15 protein-coding genes are annotated in these 13,258 nt (G+C 71.5%); 14 read left to right on the forward strand and 1 reads right to left on the reverse strand.

Annotated features, from left to right (window positions below; translation table 11 throughout):
- Positions 1-39 precede the first annotated feature (39 nt).
- Entirely contained in the window at positions 40-1,740 is a 1,701-nt protein-coding gene (locus ACWCV3_RS17925; protein ID WP_451224566.1) for a chitinase, read from the reverse strand.
- Positions 1,741-1,998: 258 nt separating this feature from the next.
- On the opposite strand from ACWCV3_RS17925, the gene ACWCV3_RS17930 reads away from it, so the two are divergent.
- The 14 genes from ACWCV3_RS17930 (at position 1,999) to ACWCV3_RS17995 (ending at position 13,105) form a co-directional block, all read left to right on the forward strand.
- On the forward strand, positions 1,999-2,910 hold the full coding sequence (locus tag ACWCV3_RS17930; protein ID WP_451224495.1) for a hypothetical protein: 912 nt from the start codon (positions 1,999-2,001) through the stop codon (positions 2,908-2,910).
- Between the two features lie 61 nt (positions 2,911-2,971).
- Entirely contained in the window at positions 2,972-3,682 is a 711-nt protein-coding gene (gene cpaB, locus ACWCV3_RS17935) for a Flp pilus assembly protein CpaB (RefSeq protein WP_451224498.1), read from the forward strand.
- A 12-nt stretch (positions 3,683-3,694) separates the two neighbouring features.
- Positions 3,695-4,948, forward strand: a complete 1,254-nt coding sequence (locus ACWCV3_RS17940) for an AAA family ATPase (protein ID WP_451224501.1) — start codon at positions 3,695-3,697, stop codon at positions 4,946-4,948.
- 2 nt (positions 4,949-4,950) lie between these two features.
- Positions 4,951-5,340 carry a TadE family protein gene (locus ACWCV3_RS17945; protein ID WP_451224504.1) on the forward strand — a complete coding sequence of 130 codons (390 nt, stop codon included), beginning with the start codon at positions 4,951-4,953 and terminating at the stop codon, positions 5,338-5,340.
- Position 5,341: 1 nt separating this feature from the next.
- Positions 5,342-5,692: a TadE/TadG family type IV pilus assembly protein gene (locus tag ACWCV3_RS17950; RefSeq protein ID WP_451224507.1), complete on the forward strand. Its 351-nt coding sequence runs from the start codon at positions 5,342-5,344 to the stop codon at positions 5,690-5,692.
- Between the two features lie 13 nt (positions 5,693-5,705).
- Positions 5,706-7,043 (forward strand): CpaF family protein, encoded by a 1,338-nt coding sequence (locus tag ACWCV3_RS17955; RefSeq protein WP_451224510.1) that lies wholly within the window; start codon positions 5,706-5,708, stop codon positions 7,041-7,043.
- Between the two features lie 4 nt (positions 7,044-7,047).
- Entirely contained in the window at positions 7,048-7,992 is a 945-nt protein-coding gene (locus ACWCV3_RS17960) for a type II secretion system F family protein (protein WP_451224513.1), read from the forward strand.
- 16 nt (positions 7,993-8,008) lie between these two features.
- A complete protein-coding gene (locus ACWCV3_RS17965; protein ID WP_451224569.1) occupies positions 8,009-8,896 on the forward strand; it encodes a DUF5936 domain-containing protein in 888 nt (295 codons plus the stop codon).
- Positions 8,897-8,927: 31 nt separating this feature from the next.
- A complete protein-coding gene (locus tag ACWCV3_RS17970; RefSeq protein ID WP_451224516.1) occupies positions 8,928-10,238 on the forward strand; it encodes a sensor histidine kinase in 1,311 nt (436 codons plus the stop codon).
- Positions 10,239-10,258: 20 nt separating this feature from the next.
- The gene (locus tag ACWCV3_RS17975) at positions 10,259-10,990 is read left to right on the forward strand and encodes a response regulator transcription factor (protein ID WP_451224519.1); all 732 of its coding nucleotides are present in this window, start codon (positions 10,259-10,261) and stop codon (positions 10,988-10,990) included.
- A 110-nt stretch (positions 10,991-11,100) separates the two neighbouring features.
- The gene (locus ACWCV3_RS17980; protein WP_451224522.1) at positions 11,101-11,286 is read left to right on the forward strand and encodes a hypothetical protein; all 186 of its coding nucleotides are present in this window, start codon (positions 11,101-11,103) and stop codon (positions 11,284-11,286) included.
- Entirely contained in the window at positions 11,286-11,861 is a 576-nt protein-coding gene (locus ACWCV3_RS17985; protein WP_451224525.1) for a pilus assembly protein TadG-related protein, read from the forward strand. Before ACWCV3_RS17980 ends, ACWCV3_RS17985 begins: the two co-directional genes overlap by 1 nt.
- Positions 11,862-11,895: 34 nt before the next feature.
- The gene (locus tag ACWCV3_RS17990; protein WP_451224528.1) at positions 11,896-12,480 is read left to right on the forward strand and encodes a hypothetical protein; all 585 of its coding nucleotides are present in this window, start codon (positions 11,896-11,898) and stop codon (positions 12,478-12,480) included.
- Between the two features lie 7 nt (positions 12,481-12,487).
- Entirely contained in the window at positions 12,488-13,105 is a 618-nt protein-coding gene (locus tag ACWCV3_RS17995) for an OmpA family protein (protein WP_451224531.1), read from the forward strand.
- Positions 13,106-13,258 lie beyond the last annotated feature (153 nt).

Genomic DNA, 13,258 nt, shown 5'->3' on the forward strand with positions numbered 1-13,258 from the left:
CCCTCGGGGAGGCCGGGGCACCGCCCGTTTCCGGTACCGCTACGGCATCCCGTGCACGTGCGGACCGACCGCGCCGGACCAGGCGTTGCCCGCCGTCGCGTCCCAGTTGGTCGACCAGGTCATCGCGCCGCGCAGGTCCGGGTAGGTGCGGGCCGGCTTGAAGGAACCGCAGCCGGTGCCCCTGGCCAGGCAGTCCAGCGCGCTGTTGACCACGCCCGGCGCGACGTAGCCGCTGCCCGCGCCCCGCGCGGAGGCCGGCACACCGATGCCCACCTGCGAGGGCGCGAGCCCGCCCTCCAGCTGGATGCAGGCCAGCGCGGTCAGGAAGTCCACCGAGCCCTGGCTGTACACCTTGCCGTCGCAGCCCAGCATCGAACCACTGTTGTAGTACTGCATGTTGACGACCGTGAGGATGTCCTTCACGTTCAGGGCCGTCTGGAAGTAGGAACCGGACGTCGACTGCATGTCGATCGTCTGCGGCGCCATCGTGATGATCAGCGACGGGCCCGCCTTCGACGACAGCGACCGCAGCGCCTGCGTCATGTACGTCGGGTCGAGCCCGTTCTCCAGGTCGATGTCGACCCCGTCGAACCCGTAGGTCCGCATCAGGGAGTAGACCGAGTCGGCGAAGTTGTTCGCCGAGGCGGTGTCGCTGACCGAGACCGTGCCGCGCTCGCCGCCGACGGAGACGATCACCTTCTTGCCCGCGGCCTGCTTGGCCTTGATGTCGGCCTTGAACTGGTCCACCGTGTAGCCGTTCAGCCCCGCCGAGTCCAGGCTGAAGCTCACCGCGCCCGGCGTGGAGGTGGCGTCCGCGAAGGCCACCGCGATGATGTCGTAGGCCGAGGGCACGTCGGAGATCCTCTGCACGGCCGCGCCGTTGTCGAAGTTCTGCCAGTACCCGGTCACCGCGTGCCTGGGCAGGTCACCCTTGGGGCCGGTCCCGCCGCCGGACGTGGTGGTCGCGCTCACGGTGGCCGACTTCGCCGACTCACCGGCCGAGTTGGCCGCAGTGACCTGGAAGGAGTACGAGGTCGAGGCCGCGAGCCCGGTGACCGTGGCCGAGGTGCCGCTCACCGCGCTGACCTTGCTGCCGTCGCGGTAGACGTTGTAGCCGGTCGCGCCGGACACGGTGTTCCACGCCAGCGAGACCGAGGACGAGGTGGTGCCGGACACCGCGAGGCCGCCCGGTGCGGCCGGCTTCGTCGGCGCCGGGTCACCGCCCCCGCCGCCGTCCGGGCCCTGCACCCGCACGTCGTCGGCGTAGTACGCGGCCTGCCCGTACCAGCCGTGGGTGTACACGGTGACCGAGGTGGTGGCGGAGCCCGTGGTGAACGTCGTCGAGAGCTGCTTCCACGACGAGCTGTCCGGGGTCCACGCCGACACGTCGGTGGTGCCGGTGCCGGTCGCCCCGAGATAGGCGTACCCGCCCTGCACCCAGGCGCTCAGCGTGTACGTGGAGCCGGGCTTGACCGCCACCGACTGGGTGCACCGGGCGTTGTCCTGCCCGGCCGGAGTGGCCTTCAGCGCGGCGGAGCCGCTGTGCACCGGGGACGAGACGGTCGTCCCGCTGCCCGCCGAGCAGGTCCAGTCGGACAGGCCCGACTCGAAGCCGGCGTTCTTGGCGTTGTCGACGTCCGCCGCCGAGGCGGGAGCGGCGGTGAGCCCCGCCACGGCGAGGGCGAGGGCGGCGGTCACCGACCAGGCGCGAGCCCGGCCGCGCCCGCCGCGCGCGGGCATGACGGATACGAGGTCCAACTGGGGCCTCCAGTGGGGGAGATCGCGGGAGAGGGAATGAGCACCTCCGTGGACCCACGTTGGTCCAGACCAATTCCGCTGTCAAGGGGCGGTGCGCGTCCGGCGTCCGGCCCGCCCGTGCAACCTGTCCGGTTTTGCAGCGAGTTGTGACCGGAGAGTTCCCCACGAGCTACACAAACGCTGTTCTCCCGTGATCCAGGCGTGGATACAGTGCTCAGGTAGTCACGCAACGAAGTCGTCATGGCCCGAGGGGAACCGCGCCGGTGGGCCGGAGGGTGTGAGAACGGGGAGCTGCGCGTGCCAACTGCCATCGCCGTGACCAGTGCCGACCTGGCACTGCCGGCGCAGGACGAGCGGACCATGCCCGCCGTCGTGCTGCGCGACCTCGACAGCCGCCCGCTGGACCAGACCCTCCTGGAAGTCCAGGGCGTGATCGACCAGTTCGGCCATCTGGTGGTCCTGTGCTCCAAGGCCACCCCGCGGCCCGTGCTGCGCCGGCTGCACACCCTGCGCTCCCTGCTGGAGAGCGACCGCATCGCCGTGTTCCGGCCGGAGTTACCGCCGCTCGGCGTCGCGGTCCTGGCCCGGCAGTTGCGGCAGCTCGCCACCTGCGACCTCAGCCCCGGTGTGCTCGCCTCCGCCGGACGGCTGCTGACCCACTACGTCCACGCCGGCGCGGTACTCGGCTCGGTCGCCCGCCTCGACCACGTGCCCGTGGGACTCAAGGCGCACGCCAAGTCCTGGGTTCCAGGGGCCCAGTTCGCCGTCGTCGCCCACCCCGAGCCCCAGCTCGTCAAGGCAGTGCAGGGCGCCACGCTCAAGGGCCCCGAGTTCAGCACCTGGATGCTGCTCGCCCGGGGCCAGTTGCAGTCCGACTGGATCACCGGATTCGCCAAGGAGTGGGGTGTGCACGGACTGCGCGAGACCCCACTGCCCGCCGAGTCCCCCGCCTGGTGGGGCACCGGCCGGATGATCGAGTTCTGCGGCCATCTCGCCGACCTCTCCGTGCTGTACCAACTGGTCACCTCGGTACGGCAGTCGAGCTGCCACTGGTGCGGGCTCGACGTCATCGGCGACCGCTGCATCTTCTGCTCCGCCTCCCCGCCCGAGCACCCGCCGCCGCGCGCCCTTGAAGGGCGTACGCCCGCCTGAACCGACACGGACCCCGCTACCGTCCCGCACGACCGAGTCCCCCAATGAGGTTGCACGGTTCATGAACTCCCGTCAGCGCCGCGGCGTGATACTCCTGATCCTCTCCGTCCTGTGCGCCCTCGGCGCCTTCGCCGGCGTGCTGTCCGTCATCAGCGACGTGCGCTCCAAGGTCGGCCCCGAGGTCACCGCGTACCGGGTCAAGTCCGCGGTCAAGCCGTACACCGCGCTGGGCGCGGACCAGTTCGAGAAGGTACGGATGCCCAAGCGGTGGCTGTCCGCCAACGCCGTCACCGACCTCGCACAGCTGCGCGGCAAGATCGCCGTCACCACCCTGCGCGCGGGCTCCCTGCTCCAGACCGACATGGTCGTCGACCAGCCCGAGCTGCGGCCGGGCCAGCAGGAGGTGGCCATCATGATCGACGCGGCCACGGGCGTCGCGGGCAAGATCACGCCCGGCTCGCGGGTCAACGTGTACGCCACCTTCGAGGGCAGGAAGGAGAGCGACCCCGATCAGTCGAAGATCATCGTCACGGACGCCCGGGTCCTCGACGTCGGCAGGATCACCGCACTCGATCCCGCCCCGGACCGCGACCAGCAGCGCCGGCCCACCGAGGCCGTACCCATCACCTTCGCGCTGTCCGCCCTGGACGCCCAGCGCGTCACCTACGCCGAGTCCTTCGCCCAGCGGGTCCGGCTCGCCCTGGTCGCCCCCGGCGGCGAGTCGCGGATACCGGACCGCGAGCGCACCTACGAACTAGCGACGGACAAGTGAGAGGCGGCCCGCATGCCCACCAGGATTCTGCCGGCCGGTGCGGACCCGGACGCCGTACGGTCCCTCACCACCCTGCTCAGCCAGCTCCCCGACGCCGAGCCGGTCCCCCCGGTCACCGACTCCACCCGGCTGATCGACACCCTGGCCCGGCTGGCCGCCGACTCGGTCGACGAACTCCCCGAGGTCGTCGTCGTCCATGAGCGCATCGGTCCGGTACCGGCGCTGGAGCTGATCCGGGAGATAGCGCTGCGCTTCCCGGCCGTCGGCGTCATCCTCGTCACCACCGACGCGGGTCCGGCGCTGTTCGCCGCCGCGATGGACGCGGGCGCCCGCGGCCTGGTCGGGCTGCCGCTGGCCTACGAGGACCTGGCGCACCGGGTGCAGGCCGTGGCCCAGTGGTCCAGCGGGGTGCGCCGCCACCTCGGGCACGGCGGGGCGGACGTGCTCAGCGGTCCGGGAGGCACGGTGGTCACGGTCAGCGGGGCCAAGGGGGGCACCGGCGCCACCACGGCGGCACTGCAACTGGCCCTCGCCGCCCAGGCGTCGGGCCGGGCCACCGTGCTGGCCGACCTCGACCTCCAGACCGGTGACGTGGCGTCCTTCCTCGACGTCCAGTTCCGGCGCTCGGTCGCCGACCTCGCCGCCATCGCCGACATCTCCCCGCGCGTCCTGGCCGACGCCGTCTACCGCCACGACACCGGGCTCGCCCTGCTGCTGGCGCCCGGCGAGGGCGAGCGCGGCGAGGAGGTCACCGACCGGGCCGTCCGCCAGATCATCCACGCCCTGCGCGCCCGCTACGAGGTCGTCGTCCTGGACTGCGGAGCCCAGCTCACCGGGGCCACCGCCGCCGCCGTGGAGGGCGCCGACACCGCGCTGCTGGTCACCACGCCCGACGTGGTCTGCGTGCGCGCCGCCAAGCGGACCGTGCGGATGTGGGACCGGCTCCAGATCCGCAAGGCGGAGGAGACCACCCTCGTGGTCAACCGCCACACCCGCGTCACCGAGATCCAGCCCGCGCTGATCCAGCGCATCACCGGCACCGCGCTGGCCCGCACCACCGTGCCCGCCGCCTTCAAGGAACTGCAGGGCGTGGTGGACGCCGGACGCGTGCACGAACTCGACGCCCGCAGCACCGTACGCCAGGCCCTGTGGGCGCTGGCCGGTGAACTGGGTCTGGCCAGGAACGCCGACGGCCCCGCCCACCGGGGCGGCCGTCAGCGCGGCGGCGACCGGGGCGCCGTGGGCTTCCGGCGGCGGAAGGAGTAGGCATGAGGTGCCGCGGCAGGTTACGCAAGGACCGGGGGCAGGTCGCTGTCGAGCTCCTCGGCATGACCCCGCTGATCGTGCTCACCCTGGTCCTGATGTGGCAGTGCGTGCTGGTCGGGTACGCCTTCACGCTGGCCGGGAACGCCGCCGACGAGGGGGTGCGTGCGGGTACGGCGGCCCCTCGGGGCGCGCGGGAGGGCGCCTGTCGCACGGCAGCCCTCGAAGACCTGTCGGGGGAGTGGAGGAGTGGTGCCACGGTGCTTCGGTGCGACGGCACCGGCTTCGTCACCGCCGACATAGCTCTCAAGGTCCCCGTCCTCTTCCCCGGCTCCATCGACTTCCCGGTCACGGTGCACGGCCACGCCGGTGCCGTGGAGGAGGTGAAGGACTGAGATGACCCGCACCCGCACCCGCGACCGGGGCCAGGTCGCCATCGAGTACCTGGGGTTCGTCCCCGTGCTGCTGATCGTCGGGCTGGCCGGCATCCAGATCGGCGCCGTCGCCTACGCCGCCGAGCAGGCCGGCACCGCCGCGCGGGCCGGGGCACGGGCCGCCTCGCTGCGGCAGGGCGCGCAGGGGGCGTGCGCCGCCGCGGTCAGCGGTGGGCTCAGCGTGTCCTGCTCGGAGGGCGGAGGAGGCGGCGACTCGGTCACCGTGACCGCGACCGTCAAGATCCCCCAGGTCGTGCCCGGCTGGAACCTGGGGACCGCCGTCAAGTCCGCCACCATGCCGGTCGACCACTGAGGAGGGCCGCTCCATGAGCCTGCGGGCACGCATCAACTCCCCCGAGGAGCAGGGCAGCCGGGGCGAGGACGGCCATCTGGTCGCCTCCTACCGGGCCAAGCTCCTTCAGGAGATCGACCTCGCGGAGATGAGTTCGCTGGCCGCCGCCGAGCGCCGGGCCCGGCTCGAACGCGTCCTCGGCCACATCATCAGCCGCGAGGGCCCCGTACTCTCCACCGCCGAACGCGCCCAGCTCATCCGGCGCGTGGTGGACGAGGCGCTCGGCCTCGGCATCCTGGAACCCCTGCTGGAGGACGCCTCGGTCACCGAGATCATGGTCAACGGCCCCGACTCGATCTTCGTCGAGCGCGGCGGCCGGGTCGAACGGCTCCCGCTGCGCTTCGCCTCCGCCGACCAGCTCATGCAGACCATCGAACGCATCGTCTCCACCGTCAACCGGCGCGTCGACGAGTCCAATCCGATGGTCGACGCCCGGCTCCCCTCCGGCGAGCGCGTCAACGTCATCATCCCGCCGCTCTCCCTGAGCGGCCCCGTCCTCACCATCCGCCGCTTCCCGCGCTCCTACACGCTGAAGGAGCTGATCGGCTTCGGCTCGCTCGACGACCACATGCTGCTGCTCCTCGCCGGGCTGGTGCAGGCCAAGTTCAACGTGATCGTCTCCGGTGCCACCGGTACCGGCAAGACCACCCTGCTGAACGCCCTGTCCGGGCTGATCCCGGCGCACGAGCGCATCATCACCATCGAGGACTCCGCCGAACTCCAGCTCCAGCAGACCCATGTGGTCCGGCTGGAGTCCCGCCCGCCCAACGTCGAGGGCAGCGGGCAGGTCACCATCCGCGACCTCGTCCGCAACTCCCTGCGCATGCGCCCCGACCGCATCGTGGTCGGCGAGGTCCGCGGCGGGGAGTCGCTGGACATGCTCCAGGCCATGTCCACCGGCCACGACGGCTCGCTCGCCACCGTGCACGCCAACAGCGCCGAGGACGCCCTCACCCGGCTCCAGACCCTCGCCTCCATGTCCGACGTGGAAGTGCCCTTCGCCGCGCTGCACGACCAGATCAACAGCGCGGTCGACGTACTGGTCCAGCTCACCCGGTTCGCGGACGGCGCCCGCCGGATCACCGAGGTCGCCCTGCTCGACAGCCACGGCGGGGAGCCGTACCGGCTGGCGACCGTGGCCCGCTTCGGCGCCCGCCCCATGACCGCCGACGGCCAGGTGCACGGCGCCTTCCAGTACTTCCCGCTGCCCCGGCGCACCGCCGACCGCCTCTACATGGCCGGCCAGCCCGTGCCCCAGGCGTTCGGCGTGGCCCGCACCGCGGACCAGCTCGCCACCCGAGAGGCCAGGTAGGCCCATGGATCTGTCCACCCTCGCGCAGCTCACCACTGGCGTCACCCTGCTGACCTGCCTCCTGGCCGTGGCCGGCGTCCAGACCTACGCCTCGGGCCGGGCCCGGCGCGCGGCCCTGGAGGACCGGCTCAGCCACGCCGACCAGGTGCCGGCCGGCGGCCGCCGGCGCCGCTTCCGGGGGCTCGACCGCCGGCTGCGCCGCACCGCGCTCGGCCGGGCGCTCCAGCTCCGGCTCGCCGCCACCGGACTCGACCTCACCCCCGGCGAGTTCCTCGCCGGAATGCTCGTCGCGGTCGCCGCTCTCTGGCTCGTCGGCCAGGCCACCCTCGCGCCCTTCTTCGGACCGATCGCCGGGCTCCTCGGCGTGTGGGCGGCGGTGCAGTTCCTCAACTGGCAGCGGCAGAAGCGCATCGAGCGGTTCATCAACCAACTCCCCGAACTGGCAAGCATCCTGGCCAACGCCACGCAGGCCGGGCTCGCCCTGCGCACCGCCATCGGCATGGCCGCCGAGGAGCTGGAGGCCCCGGCGGGGGAGGAGCTCTCCCAGGTCGCCGACCAGCTGGCGATCGGCCACTCCATGGAGGACGCGCTCGGTGAACTCGCCACCCGGCTGCCCTCACGCGAACTCGTCGTCCTGGTGACGACCCTGGTGCTCTCCAACCGGGCGGGCGGCCAGGTCGTCTCCGCGCTGCGCAACCTCACCGAGACGCTGGAGGAGCGCAAGGAGACCCGGCGCGAGATCCGCACCCAGCTCTCCCAGGTGACCATGACCTCGTACGCCGTGCCCGCCCTCGGCATCGGCGCGCTCTTCCTGATGAACGGCGTCAAGGACGGCGCACTGGAACGCCTGACCGGCTCACCGGTCGGACAGGGCTGCGTGATCGTCGCCTTCGCCCTGTACGCGGTCGGGTTCGTCCTCATCCGCCGCATGAGCCGGATCGACGTGTGAGGGGATGACGTACCGGATGGAACTCCTGCTCGCCCTGCTGGCGGCCCTCGGCGTCTGGGGCGCCTTCGCGGGCGTCCGCATGTACCGCGCCGAGACCAGGCTGCCCGCCGACCTCGCCGTCGCCCTGGAGATCGGCGCCACCCGCACCGGCGCGGTCGGCTCCGTCATCGACCGCATGGGCATGCGGTACGCGCCTGTCGTGCTGCGCCTCATGGGCCCCGGCCTGGTCGCCCGCTACCGCCGCCGCATCGACCTCGCGGGCAACCCCGGCGGCCTCACCATCGACCGCTACGCCGCCCGCCGCGCGGTCTACGGCGCGCTCGGCACCGTCGGCTTCCTGGTCTTCCTGCTGCGCGGCCAGTGGTTCGTCGCCCTCCTGCTGCTCGCCTTCGGCGCCTTCTGGACCGAGGTGGGCATCTGGTCCGCGATCCGGGTACGCCGGGACGTCATCGAACGCACCCTGCCGGACTTCCTCGACGTCCTCGCCGTGGTCGTCAGCGCCGGCCTCGGCTTCCGGCAGGCCCTCGACCGCGTCTCCACCCGCTACGAGGGCCCCTGGGCCGACGAACTCCGCATCACGCTCCGCCAGATGGACCTCGGCATGACCCGCCGCCAGGCGTTCACCGAACTCCGCCGCCGCAACGACTCGGAACAGGTCGCCATGTTCGTCACCGCCCTCCAGCAGGGCGAGGAACTCGGCGCCCCCATCGTCGACACCCTCGTCTCCCTGGCCAAGGACATGCGGCGCACCGACGCCCAGAACGCCCGCCGCAAGGCCGCCCGGGCGGTCCCCAAGGCCACGTTGATGATCACGACGTTCATGGTCCCGGCGACGATGCTGCTGCTGGGCGCGGGCCTTCTGCTCGGGTCCGGGGTGGACTTCGGGTCGCTGGCGGGGGAGTAGGGAGGGGAAAGGGTCCGGGGGGAGGCGGGGCATGTCGCCGAGACCGGGGGTGCGGATGCGGGAGGACCGGGCGGAGGAAAGTCCGGCCGCTGCTTCGGCAGCCGGCGCCGAGGGGCGTCCCGGTGGTGCGGCCGCCGTACCTCCCGAAGGGCTTCAGGTACGGGCGCTGCAGGCCGTGGGGCGGCAGGTGTTCGGGTTCCGGCTGGCGATGATCGTGCTCGCCGCGCCGGCCGCGTTGCTCAACGCGGCGCCCGGCCTGGGCGCGCGGCTGGTCGGGGCGGCCGTGGTCGTCACCTTCATGGTGTCCTACGTGCTGTTCCGGGACTGGGGGCGGTTCGGGCCGCTCCTGCTGCGGCATCCGAGCCTGCTGGCCGGCGACACCCTCTTCGGGTCCCTGCTGCTGGTCTCCGCCGGGCCCGACACCACCCTCGCCTACGTCAGCGTCTGCACCCCGCTGCTGGCCGGGCTCCTCTACGGCTGGCGCGGTGCCGCCTTCTTCGCCTCGCTCCAGTCGCTGATCCTGCTCCTCGTCCACGCCACCCTGGACGCCGAACGGCACACCGGCCTCGCTGAGACCCTCCTGCTGCCCGGCCTGTGCGTCATCACCGGCGCGATGGGCTCCACCCTGCGCAACCTGATGCTCCGGCTCGGCACCGCCACCCACGCCCTGACCGCCGTACGCGCAAGGCTCGCCGCGGCCGAGGCCGTGCAGTCCGAACGCGCCCGTCTCGCCCGGGAGATGCACGACTCGCTCGCCAAGACCCTGCACGGCGTGGCCCTCGCCTCCGACGCCCTCGCCGTCACCGCCTCCGCGGCCGCCCCCGACCCCGACCGGCTGCGCCGGGAGGCGGAACTGGTCGCCCGCTCCGCCCGCCGGGCGGCGGCGGAGTCCCGCGAACTACTCACCGATCTCCGCGAGGAGGTGCCACCGGCGCCCCTGTGGCCGCAACTCAACCTGCAAGCGGCCGACTTCACCGCCCGAACCGGCCTCCCCGTCACCTGCCACCGCACCGGCGACCCGGTACCTCCGCTCCCCCCAGCCATCACCCGCGCCCTCCTCGCCCTCACCGCCGAGGCCCTCGACAACGCCCACCGCCACGCCGACGCCACCCGCGTCGTCGTGACGGCCGGCGCCGGGGAGGGCCGCCTTCGGCTCTCGGTCCACGACGACGGCAAGGGCCTCCCGGCGGACGTCACCCTGCCCACCCTGCGCGCCGAAGGCCACTTCGGACTGCTCGGCATGGTCGAGCGGGCCGCGTCGGCGGGCGCGCGCATCGCCATCGGCCGGGGTGCGCACGCCTCCGGCACCGAGATCGCCGTCGAACTCCCCCTGACCGACTGAACCCGCGAAAGGAGACCCCGATGCGGCTCCCACCCCCCAGCGGCCCGCTGCGCCTCGTGGTCGCCGACGACAACCCCGTGGTCCGCGCCGGCCTCACCGCGCTTCTGTCCGGACGCGAGGACACCACCGTGGTGGCCGAGGCGGCGGACGGGCGCGAGGCGTACGAGGCCGCGCTGCGGCACCGGCCGGACGTCGTCCTCCTCGACGTCCGTATGCCGGGTGTCGACGGAATCTCGGCATTGCCCCACCTGGTCCGGCTGGCGCCCGTCATGATGCTGACCTACAGCCACGAGAGCGGGACCGTGCGGGAGGCTCTGCGGCTGGGAGCGGGGGGATATCTGGTGCACGGGGAATTCGACACGGAACAGTTGGTGCGAGCGGTGCGGGATGTGTGCGAGGGGCGTCCTCATGTGACGCCGGGGGCGGTGCGCGCGCTGTTGCCTCCGGCGGAGGTGCCGGGTGCGAGTGCACACGCGGAATCCGAACTTCCCAGTCCGCGCTGGGAGATGTCAGCAAAACCCCTTTCGCAAATGCAATCCTCCGTGGGACACTCGTTCCGGTCGAGTTTTCAACTGAGCCCCAGAGAGGCGGAGATCATGGACCTCGTCGCATCCGGCATGACGAACCATCAGATCGCCGCCACCTGCTTCATCAGCGAGAAGACCGTCAAGAACCACATCAACCACATCTTCGCCAAACTCCACACCACGAACAGGTCCCAGGCCACCGCGAAGTGGTTAGGGGTGGCGTGAGATGGCGTTCCGCCCCCACTGGGCCCAAACCTGGGCCCCCGGACCCTGGGCCCGCCTCCTCCTACCGCCGTACGGTGCGCGGATCGGAGACGAATCCGGAGGGGAACACCATGAGCGATCCGATTCTGAAGCTGCTGGTTGCCATGCAGCGCCGTACCAGCGACAAGGGCCAGACCGCCGTCGAGTACTTGGGAATCATCGCGGTCGTGGTGGCGATCGTGTTGGCGGTGACGGGAACGAGTATCGGTTCGGCGATCCTCGACAAGATCATGACGCAGATCAACAAAATCGTGTGATGATCCCTCGCCGTAAAGGCGACGCCGGGCAGGTCTTCCCCATCTACATCACGGTGGTGGCGGGCCTGCTCTTTCTTGCCCTGGCCTATCTCGCGGTCGGCCAGGCCGCGGTCAATCGGAGCGGCGCCCAGACCGCCGCCGACGCGGCGGCCCTTGCCGCCGCGCAGGACGCGCGTGACCAATTGGCCGATGCCTGGGTGGACGAACTGCTCGACCCCACCAAGTGGGGTGACATCTTCAATGGCACCGCACCCGTCGACGACCCGTGCTGGCGGGCGGGTGAGTTGGCGACTCAGAACGACGCGGAACTCGACGGCTGCGACGGCGTCGCTCTCGAATACACCGCTGATGTCACGACCAACAGAGCGGTCGGGCATTCCGTTGTGCCCGGTACTGACGGCCTCAAGGCCACGGCTTCCGCCACCGCCGTGATCAAGCCACGCTGCACTTTCGAACTTGTCGGCGCGGGACACGCGTTGCCCCGACTCGACTGCGACGGAACCCTCTGGGACCTCAAGCCGGACGGTGACCTGCCCGGCCCCGAAGACCTCTTTGATGTCCATCTGGCCGACTGACCGGTGAATGACGAGCGATGAAGGAAGCGGAGCGATGAGTATCGAATTCACTGAAAGGGCCCGAAGGGGGGCGGTCGCCGTGGTCATCGCGACGGGGCTCGCTGTCGGCGTGGCGAGTTGTGGTGGTGGCGGCGACGACAAGAAGCCCGAGTCCTCTGCATCGGCTTCCGCCTCGAAGGGGAACGGTTCCGGGCCGAGCGCCCAGGAAGGACAGTCGCAGGACCCGATCGCGGAACTCCGAGGGCAGGACGGCCTGCTGCTTCAGGTCGCCTCCGCCGACCGCGATTCTGGCGGCTTCGTCACCGTCAACGGCGTGCTGAAGAACGACGGCGCCAAATCGCTGGTCATTCCGTCCGGTCTCCGAGGTGACGAAACCGAGATCGTGCAGCACGGCACGTCACTGGGTGGTGCGACCCTCGTGGACCCCGAGGGCAAGAAGCGTTACTACGTACTGCGGGACACTGACGGCCGGCCGTTGACGACCACCGGGCTGACGACGATCCAGTCCGGCCAGACCATCCCGGTCTTCCTCCAGTTCCCAGCCCCTCCCGAGGGCACCGCCGAGGTGACGCTCCAGTTGCCGACGTTCTCCAGTGCCCCACTCAAAATCTCCGACTGAGGCCCCCGTGACCACCATCCGTCTCGCCCGCCTCCTCGCGACCGCTGCCACCGCGGCCCTTCTGACCCCGCTGACCCCCGCCCACGCGGACGGGCCCAGTGAGCCGCCCGGTACGGAGCCGAGTGCTGCCGCGCCCGTGAAGGTGGACCCCACCGATCCGGACCTGAAGCTCCCGGAGGGCGCCACGCTCGCGGGAGCGAAGGTGCTGGACATCAAGTCGGTCGTCGAGGACCAGAGCGGGGACGAGCGCCGCGAGGACACCAACGCCGACGTGACCTTCGCCCTCCAGGCGGAAGTCCTCTTCGGCAAGGACAGCGCGAAACTCGGCCCGGAGGCCCGCGCCCGCATCTCCGCCATCGCCGAGGAGATCGAGAAGCAGAAGGCCACCCGCGTACGCGTCTTCGGCTTCACCGACAACCTCGGCTCCTCCGCCCACGGCGACGTCCTCTCCAAGCGCCGGGCCAACGCCGTACAGGCCGTACTCGACCAGGACCTCAACGCCCCCGACGTGACCTTCGAGGTACGCGGCTACGGCGAGCAGTACCCCATCGCCGACAACTCCACCGAAGCGGGCCGCAAGAAGAACCGCCGCGTGGAGGTCTCCTTCCCCCGCACCGCCCCCTAAGGGCTGTCCCGCAATCCCCGGCGGGCGCACGGCGTCAGCTACGGCACCTCGCCGCGTTGTCGGGTCGTCCGCATACGCCCAGTATGCGGACGACCCTCCGCCTTGCGATTCCACCCCCCCGAAACCGCCCCCCCCGCCACCACAGATTAAGGG

Source organism: Streptomyces sp. NPDC001781 (assembly GCF_053596035.1).

What these genes read in the sequence shown, in the direction of transcription:
- ACWCV3_RS17945 (WP_451224504.1), top strand. Translation starts at nt 4,951, where the DNA reads ATGAGGTGCCGCGGCAGGTTACGCAAGGACCGGGGGCAGGTCGCTGTC.
- ACWCV3_RS17940 (WP_451224501.1), top strand. Translation starts at nt 3,695, where the DNA reads ATGCCCACCAGGATTCTGCCGGCCGGTGCGGACCCGGACGCCGTACGG.
- ACWCV3_RS17970 (WP_451224516.1), top strand. Translation starts at nt 8,928, where the DNA reads ATGTCGCCGAGACCGGGGGTGCGGATGCGGGAGGACCGGGCGGAGGAA.
- ACWCV3_RS17965 (WP_451224569.1), top strand. Translation starts at nt 8,009, where the DNA reads ATGGAACTCCTGCTCGCCCTGCTGGCGGCCCTCGGCGTCTGGGGCGCC.
- ACWCV3_RS17980 (WP_451224522.1), top strand. Translation starts at nt 11,101, where the DNA reads ATGAGCGATCCGATTCTGAAGCTGCTGGTTGCCATGCAGCGCCGTACC.
- ACWCV3_RS17950 (WP_451224507.1), top strand. Translation starts at nt 5,342, where the DNA reads ATGACCCGCACCCGCACCCGCGACCGGGGCCAGGTCGCCATCGAGTAC.
- ACWCV3_RS17930 (WP_451224495.1), top strand. Translation starts at nt 1,999, where the DNA reads ATGGCCCGAGGGGAACCGCGCCGGTGGGCCGGAGGGTGTGAGAACGGG.
- ACWCV3_RS17985 (WP_451224525.1), top strand. Translation starts at nt 11,286, where the DNA reads ATGATCCCTCGCCGTAAAGGCGACGCCGGGCAGGTCTTCCCCATCTAC.
- ACWCV3_RS17990 (WP_451224528.1), top strand. Translation starts at nt 11,896, where the DNA reads ATGAGTATCGAATTCACTGAAAGGGCCCGAAGGGGGGCGGTCGCCGTG.
- ACWCV3_RS17975 (WP_451224519.1), top strand. Translation starts at nt 10,259, where the DNA reads ATGCGGCTCCCACCCCCCAGCGGCCCGCTGCGCCTCGTGGTCGCCGAC.
- ACWCV3_RS17960 (WP_451224513.1), top strand. Translation starts at nt 7,048, where the DNA reads ATGGATCTGTCCACCCTCGCGCAGCTCACCACTGGCGTCACCCTGCTG.
- ACWCV3_RS17925 (WP_451224566.1), bottom strand. Translation starts at nt 1,740, where the DNA reads ATGCCCGCGCGCGGCGGGCGCGGCCGGGCTCGCGCCTGGTCGGTGACC.
- ACWCV3_RS17955 (WP_451224510.1), top strand. Translation starts at nt 5,706, where the DNA reads ATGAGCCTGCGGGCACGCATCAACTCCCCCGAGGAGCAGGGCAGCCGG.
- cpaB (WP_451224498.1), top strand. Translation starts at nt 2,972, where the DNA reads ATGAACTCCCGTCAGCGCCGCGGCGTGATACTCCTGATCCTCTCCGTC.